We start from the raw sequence: 6,726 nt of genomic DNA, 5'->3' as shown, positions 1-6,726 counted from the left end.
CAAAAAATTAAAATTGAACGGTTTAGTTAAGTAATGCTTATTTTATTTGTAAATGCTTGACTAATCGTAGGAAAAGGCATGGGACAGTATTCATATTGAATTCGTTATCCCCCATCACCCCGAACCCCAGCTTGCGTTGAACGTTGACTTTCTCTGTGAAAGTCTTTTTGCTTGGGCCCCGATATTAAAACGATTTATTATAAACGTGTGTGTATTCAATCATCGACTGCTAATTTGTTAAAAATACCTAAGACAACTTATAGTGTCCTAGGCATTTTTCTATATATTAACTTCCTCAATAGTTATTTATTGCTTATTTATATTCTGGCACAATTACTCTCCAACAATAAATATATTTTATATGTATTTATGACTATTTATAAACATTGTTATATTAGGTTTGCTTAGTGTTATCTTTATTTATATTTAATATATATTTTTAAATAACGTATTCAAAACGTATTCAAAATAAAAAGCGCCACTCAATGAGTGACGTTCAAAATGATTAAATTAACTTGTCCGTGTGCTTATTAAAAAATATTTTTTAAATAAAAAGTTTTCTATATATTATTAAGTTCAAGTTCTTCTCGTAAAATATCATTTACTTCATTACTATAGTAACATAAAGAGATAAGATATTGCTTTGACCATACATTAATATCTATACAAGCATAATCTCCTTCTATAGTTATGAATCTTTCAAGACTATCAATATTTTGCTTTAATTTGTAAAATTTATTTATATTATGATAAGAATCTGAACCTTCATATTCTGAAAATAGTTCATCAAACAATCTATATTCTCTACTGTTATTATTTATAACATCTCTTAACAAACATAAATTTAAATAGTGTACTTTATTTAATTTTAATATGGTTAACTCTTTTGTAGCTAAATCCTTATATATAACTGAAAATGTATTTTGAACTATACTTTCTTTTAAGTCAAGTTGATCTTTAACATCTTTTGTAGTAAAACCAACTTCTTTGTATGAATTAGATAAAAATACCCACATATATTCCATATTAAATAGTATTTCACTTTGAAGTGCTTTAAGTTTATCTACTTTTTCTATATAATTTTGTCTCTTAATATTATGTAGAGCATTTTCTCCTGAAATTTTAGCCCCTAGATAAGCACCACCAAAAGTAGTAAATATACCAATAAAAGCTATTATTAATGATAAACTATCTTTTAATTCCATATTAAATATATTTTGCATAATTGCAGCTAAACAAAATATTATAGTTGCACTTCCGATTATTAATAGTAACAAGTATCTAATTAAAAAATCTTTCACCAAATTTTACTCCTCTTTTTAGTTATAATTCATTGTTTAATAGAGAGTATAAGTAATAAGTGCATTCAACGCAATATAATGCGTCTCTCAGCGTCTAAAAACACAAAAAAACGCCACTTATTAAGTAACGTTTAAGATAAGATATTCAACTTGCTTGTGTGCATAATTATATTTTATTTCAATGAATTATATAATAACTTTAAAACTAAAGTTTTGAAACTTCACTTTCTATAGCCTCTTTAATAGTGCTTTTCATTTTTTCATTATTACTATTAATATAATCATTAATAGTATTTGTTAGATTTTCAGCTAATATTTTTTTCTTTTCCAATTTAACATCACTAGAATGTTTTATAAATTGTTCAGCTTCATTTATTATTTTTTTTTCATTTTTTTGTTTGACTTTTTTCGATTTTCTTGAATAAAAATTAGCAATAAAAAAAGTTATAATAATCAATATAAATATACCAATATTAAAAGGTAAATATCCTTTTTCTTTCCACACAGAATAATAAAACATTCCAAGACTAACTAATACAAGAAAAAAGGGAAATAACATTAATAAACCTGAAGGAGATTTTAAATTTTGCTTTGAGGAAGTATAGTACTCTATCTCGTCATATTGATTATAGTAGTTTCGTTCTATTAAAAATTCTTTATCAGATTCATTGTTTTGATTATCGGTACTTTTGTCTTTTCTCTCAACAATTACTTTACCTTTGTCATCAATAAATAAAGATTCAACTACTTTTAATCCATTTTTTTCATCATTTATATAAGTTCTTATCATATTTTCATTTTTAACATACTCATTAACATTCATTAGTAAATAAATTTTTAAAAGAATATATATATATACTCCTACTATAGAAATAATTACTCCTATAAACGTTGGAAAATGCGACATTTCATCTGCATTTGGTAGAATTTTAATTATATATTTATTAAAATATGGTATATAAAATAAAAGTTCTACTATTCCTAGCAAAATAAAACAAGCTACTTCAAATATATAAGTCATAGGATAATTAAATTTTTTCAAATTTTTCTTAAAAAAATGTTCATATTTCAGATATTTTAAATCAAGTACACTTTTCCCCATCTTTTTCCTCCTAAATTATGTAACCAACAATATTATATATAATTTTAAAATGAAATGGAATATTAATTGCAATAATATTTTAATCAAGATACGTAAAAATAGCTTTAAAAATTCAATACTTAGCCTACATTCTTAACTAAACAACTCGTATTAATTCTTCTGTGTTATTATTAGCACCATTTTCTATATCACCTAACAATATATTTATATCATTATTATTTGAAAAAAAGTTCATTGTTTCTACATTAGATCTTTGGTTTTCAAAATATAAAATTATTTTTTAAATACCTTATGAAAATTTAGTTAATCGAATTCTTATTAAATTCTTCTTAGTTATTCTCTATTTATTTTTTTATCGTCATCATAACCAACACTATCGATAAAAATTGGTGTATCTATATTTATATTTTTCGTAAAAAAACTATAGTAATTATTTATTCAAATAAATAAATATCCTATCATCTTTTAACTTCACAGATGGTACTATTCTTCTATCTACGTCATTCCTTACTAACATTAAATTGAATGGTAAGATAATGGCTACCCTTTCTGCTGCATGAAGTTCTTTCCATATTTCTACTTCCTTATCTGTCATTAGATCAGTATAAGTAATCACAGTATTCCCTTTAATGCTCATAGTCCTATTGAACATATCATTTACATTAATCTGTTCTATTTTAGAACACATGGTTATCAGTCCTCTAGTGGTACATCATCAATAATCATTGTTCTGTTAGAACATTTCTTGTATAGTTCATTTTGTATTATTTATTCAAATACGAATCGTTTTCTAAAAATTAATCTTATTTTTTTCTTGCAATTTTCTAGAATATCATTTTGTTGTATTAAATATTCATCAAAATTCCCTTCTATTTTTCCAGTTTGCATTATATTGTTTAATGACCACATTAACATGTTTGATATATTATAATAACTCATTATTAATTCGTTTTCTTCGTTCGTAAACATTATAGTATTCTTTTGATGTAATTCTCTTAATTCCGCTGTGCAATTTTGCAATAGTTGTAAATGGTACATAAAATTCACATTATAAACTTGTTCCTCATCATCTCCCCACATATATTTATCGTAATTTTCTTTTGTAATTTCAATAACATCTTTAACATATACATTAGAATGAAGAAATGTTATTTCACGATTAATAAAACATTCTATTTGGACAGTAACTTCATACATAGCACTGTAAATATCTCTATATATCGGAAAAAAGTTCTCTGCAAAAAATTGTTTCTTTTCAGTTTCAAATTTTTTATCTTCTAATTTAGATTCTTTAAAAAAATTAATAATCTCTCTAAAGATTATACCTCCAGCAAAAGATAACAAACTAATTATGATTTCTATCATTAGCATTGACTCCTTTTAAGTACTTAATAATACAGTTTCCATACAATTTAATAAATCTTTTAACTTTCAGCTGAAGATTGACACATACATATACTTAACTTAGTATTAAACTGTAATAAAAAGCTTACCTATTGGAGTAGGTAAGCTAAAACTCATAATAGTCTAAAACTATTAATTTCATTTGTATTTCTTACTAACTATGCTGTTTACTATTGGAGTAGTAAGCAGCTATTTCTTTTTTAGATCATAAAGTACAGTAACAAAATAGAATGATAATAATGTACTAATGTTTAAAATTGAATCCACATTAATATTAATTGTTTCAATATTTAGCAGTACTATCACCTCCATATTGAGAAGAGATAGACTATTATGAATATAAGTAATTTTATCAACTAACTATACATACTAAAAGCTAATATTTAACTTTGATTGTTCGTGAAGACCGTTGAGAGTACGTCATATCTATATTAAAAACTAAGAAAAATTTATTTTAGTTTTTTCAAGACATTTTCCTTGATTTTATTTAAAATTACTGCATTCTGTAATCCTAATTTAGGACTGCACCCGTGTATTAACATATGTCTAAATTGGGAATATGCCTATGTATCGAAGCGGTTGCTGTATTAACTTACCTAACGTCGCAAGTTGCGACACATGGGGTAGCGTTTCACGACCCCAGGAATAAGGGGGGAACGTTTCGTTCACTCCTTACTTAAATCAACTAATAAAGGACGTCGTGTTTCCCTACTTCCTTTTATACATGACTGAACGAATTGTTCATGCAGCTACCGTCATGAATGGTTACGACAATAAAAAAATGGCCAACCAATTAAGGTTAGCCACAATGTAGTTGAGATAGAGTGAAAACTCTATGTATATAAGAGTTTTAGAGATTATTAAATCTCTTTTGTTATTATCTCATTATTTATATATTTGTTTACAACGTTTACAGTATCTATAAATTGTTTACATTCCCACTCCCCAGATTTGGGGAATGAAATTCACTACTAGAGCATTTTGTTGCTGCGTACCCAAGTTGAGTACGCAGCTATCAGTAACTATTTATCCCATTTTTCTTTTCTTCTCTTACTTAATTTATATATCAAATAAATAACTACAACCGTAATCGTAAATAAGTCAAAAGACGATAAAAGTGATTTACTAAAAGATTGCTTTATCCAAAAGAAGCGGATTAGAAATAATAAAATTGATTGTATTATTAAAGCAAAGAACATATTAATAACTGGTTTATCTTTAATGAAGTTATACACAATATAAGCCATACAAACAATAGTTATGATTAACATTAAAGTTTTTGCCATTGCTAATACTCCTTTTTAACTTTACATTAGCATATCAGTGTATTATTTGTATTTTAATAATTTCACTGCGCACATTTGCGCCACGAGATCACGTTAGATAGTATATTATAAAATTATAGATAATATTAAAAATTGAGATGTATAAATGAAATATAGATTAATTGCAGTCATAACATTCGCTATAATCGTTCTTGTTGCTACTTTTTATATTCAACCTATGCTTAATACAGATAATCAATTAATTAACTTATCTTATATTGTATTTTTATTCGTTGTTGGTGCTATTTTAGGATATATAGGGCGTCGTTTAGATAATAAATAGCTGCGTTGCCATTTTGACTACGCAGAGAAGTCCCAAACGGCTTTTCTGAAGTACTAAACTAGTACTTCAGATTAGATAACCAACATGTCTGTTTTCCATTTATATTCTATTGAGCCGACATTTCGTCTGTATTCGTCTTAATTTAGAGAACGAATATTTTCGTTTTCTAATGCACTAACTTAGTGCGTCAGCCTTTGTATTAATTAATACGCTCATATTTAAGCCGATTAAAAAAACGGTAATTAGTCCAACCGACCCACATTTGGACTGGTTAAACCACTTCCCTATTTTAAGGTACTGGTTATAAGCGTACTTTTAAGTCCATTTGTTTTTGTATGAAATGTAAAGTTTTGACAAGTTATAAATAAAAAGACTGCACCCAAAGGATACAGTCAGTTTATTAAAGGATACTCGATCTGAGTAGTAAGTTTAGTAGCTGCATTTATTATCTTATAAAAGGCTCTAAATGTAAATAGAAAGCGCTTACTTTTGCGTTTTAAAAAATTTATATGTCGTATTTACATTTCTTTTTCATCTCTGTATTATTTCTATATAGTATCAAGACAAGAAGATACTCGTTTCTCTCGTTTCAAAAAAACAAAAAAGAAAGGTGAAAATATGAAAAGGTTAGAAGATAAATCACAGATTACACTAATAATACAGTCACTAATTACTATCATCTTATTTTTTATCTGTGAAATGCTGTTTTTTACATACCTAACTAAACCTATATTTTATATCATAGCCATAATTTGTTTGTTCCTAACTCTTGGATTATGTACTTTTTTTAAGTTTAATTTATTTTCCTTCAAAAGTTTAAAGAAAAAAGAATTAGCTATAATCATAATTAGCTTTCTAATTCTGGAAATATTAACATCTTTAATAACTAGCTTTGCTTCTATACCTGCTAACGAAGATGGATTAAACGAAGCAGTTAATCATTCAAAATTCTTTATAGCAATAATTACATTAGGAATTTTTGTACCGATAATAGAAGAATGTATTTTCAGAGGAATTTTAATTAAAGTTATGTTTCAAAAAAAACAATGGTTAGGTGTAATAGTATCTATAATTTTATTTACGCTTTCTCATGGTCCAACAAACGTAACAGATTACATAATTTATAGTATCCCAGCAATCATTTATTCAATAATTTACTATAAAACTCAAAGATTAGAGATACCGATCATAATTCATATATTAAATAATTTATTAGCAACTTTATATTAATATCGCTTTATTCCAATTGCTTTATTGACGTTGAGCCTCGGAACCCTTAACAATCCCAAAACTTGTCGAATGGTCGGCTTA

7 protein-coding genes are annotated in these 6,726 nt (G+C 26.1%); 2 read left to right on the top strand and 5 right to left on the bottom strand.

What is annotated here, in order from left to right; all coding sequences use genetic code 11:
* Nucleotides 1–560 precede the first annotated feature (560 nt).
* From AC2FB1_RS10830 to AC2FB1_RS10810, 5 genes are all read right to left on the bottom strand, one after another.
* Nucleotides 561–1,301 carry a hypothetical protein gene (locus AC2FB1_RS10830; protein ID WP_490675243.1) on the bottom strand — a complete coding sequence of 247 codons (741 nt, stop codon included), beginning with the start codon at nucleotides 1,299–1,301 and terminating at the stop codon, nucleotides 561–563.
* 205 nt (nucleotides 1,302–1,506) lie between these two features.
* Nucleotides 1,507–2,403: a hypothetical protein gene (locus tag AC2FB1_RS10825; protein WP_490675242.1), complete on the bottom strand. Its 897-nt coding sequence runs from the start codon at nucleotides 2,401–2,403 to the stop codon at nucleotides 1,507–1,509.
* Nucleotides 2,404–2,833: 430 nt separating this feature from the next.
* Nucleotides 2,834–3,040 carry a hypothetical protein gene (locus tag AC2FB1_RS10820; RefSeq protein ID WP_490675241.1) on the bottom strand — a complete coding sequence of 69 codons (207 nt, stop codon included), beginning with the start codon at nucleotides 3,038–3,040 and terminating at the stop codon, nucleotides 2,834–2,836.
* Nucleotides 3,041–3,171: 131 nt separating this feature from the next.
* Nucleotides 3,172–3,768: a hypothetical protein gene (locus tag AC2FB1_RS10815; protein WP_490675240.1), complete on the bottom strand. Its 597-nt coding sequence runs from the start codon at nucleotides 3,766–3,768 to the stop codon at nucleotides 3,172–3,174.
* Nucleotides 3,769–4,829: 1,061 nt separating this feature from the next.
* The gene (locus AC2FB1_RS10810; RefSeq protein WP_490675239.1) at nucleotides 4,830–5,093 is read right to left on the bottom strand and encodes a hypothetical protein; all 264 of its coding nucleotides are present in this window, start codon (nucleotides 5,091–5,093) and stop codon (nucleotides 4,830–4,832) included.
* Nucleotides 5,094–5,238: 145 nt separating this feature from the next.
* On the opposite strand from AC2FB1_RS10810, the gene AC2FB1_RS10805 reads away from it, so the two are divergent.
* Both AC2FB1_RS10805 and AC2FB1_RS10800 read left to right on the top strand, forming a co-directional pair.
* On the top strand, nucleotides 5,239–5,415 hold the full coding sequence (locus AC2FB1_RS10805; RefSeq protein WP_186364246.1) for a hypothetical protein: 177 nt from the start codon (nucleotides 5,239–5,241) through the stop codon (nucleotides 5,413–5,415).
* Nucleotides 5,416–6,033: 618 nt separating this feature from the next.
* Nucleotides 6,034–6,645: a CPBP family intramembrane glutamic endopeptidase gene (locus tag AC2FB1_RS10800; protein ID WP_049431538.1), complete on the top strand. Its 612-nt coding sequence runs from the start codon at nucleotides 6,034–6,036 to the stop codon at nucleotides 6,643–6,645.
* Nucleotides 6,646–6,726 lie beyond the last annotated feature (81 nt).

Source organism: Staphylococcus sp. CoH_129_LAB_1, from assembly GCF_058191515.1.
This window is presented reverse-complemented; position numbering and strand designations above follow the sequence as displayed.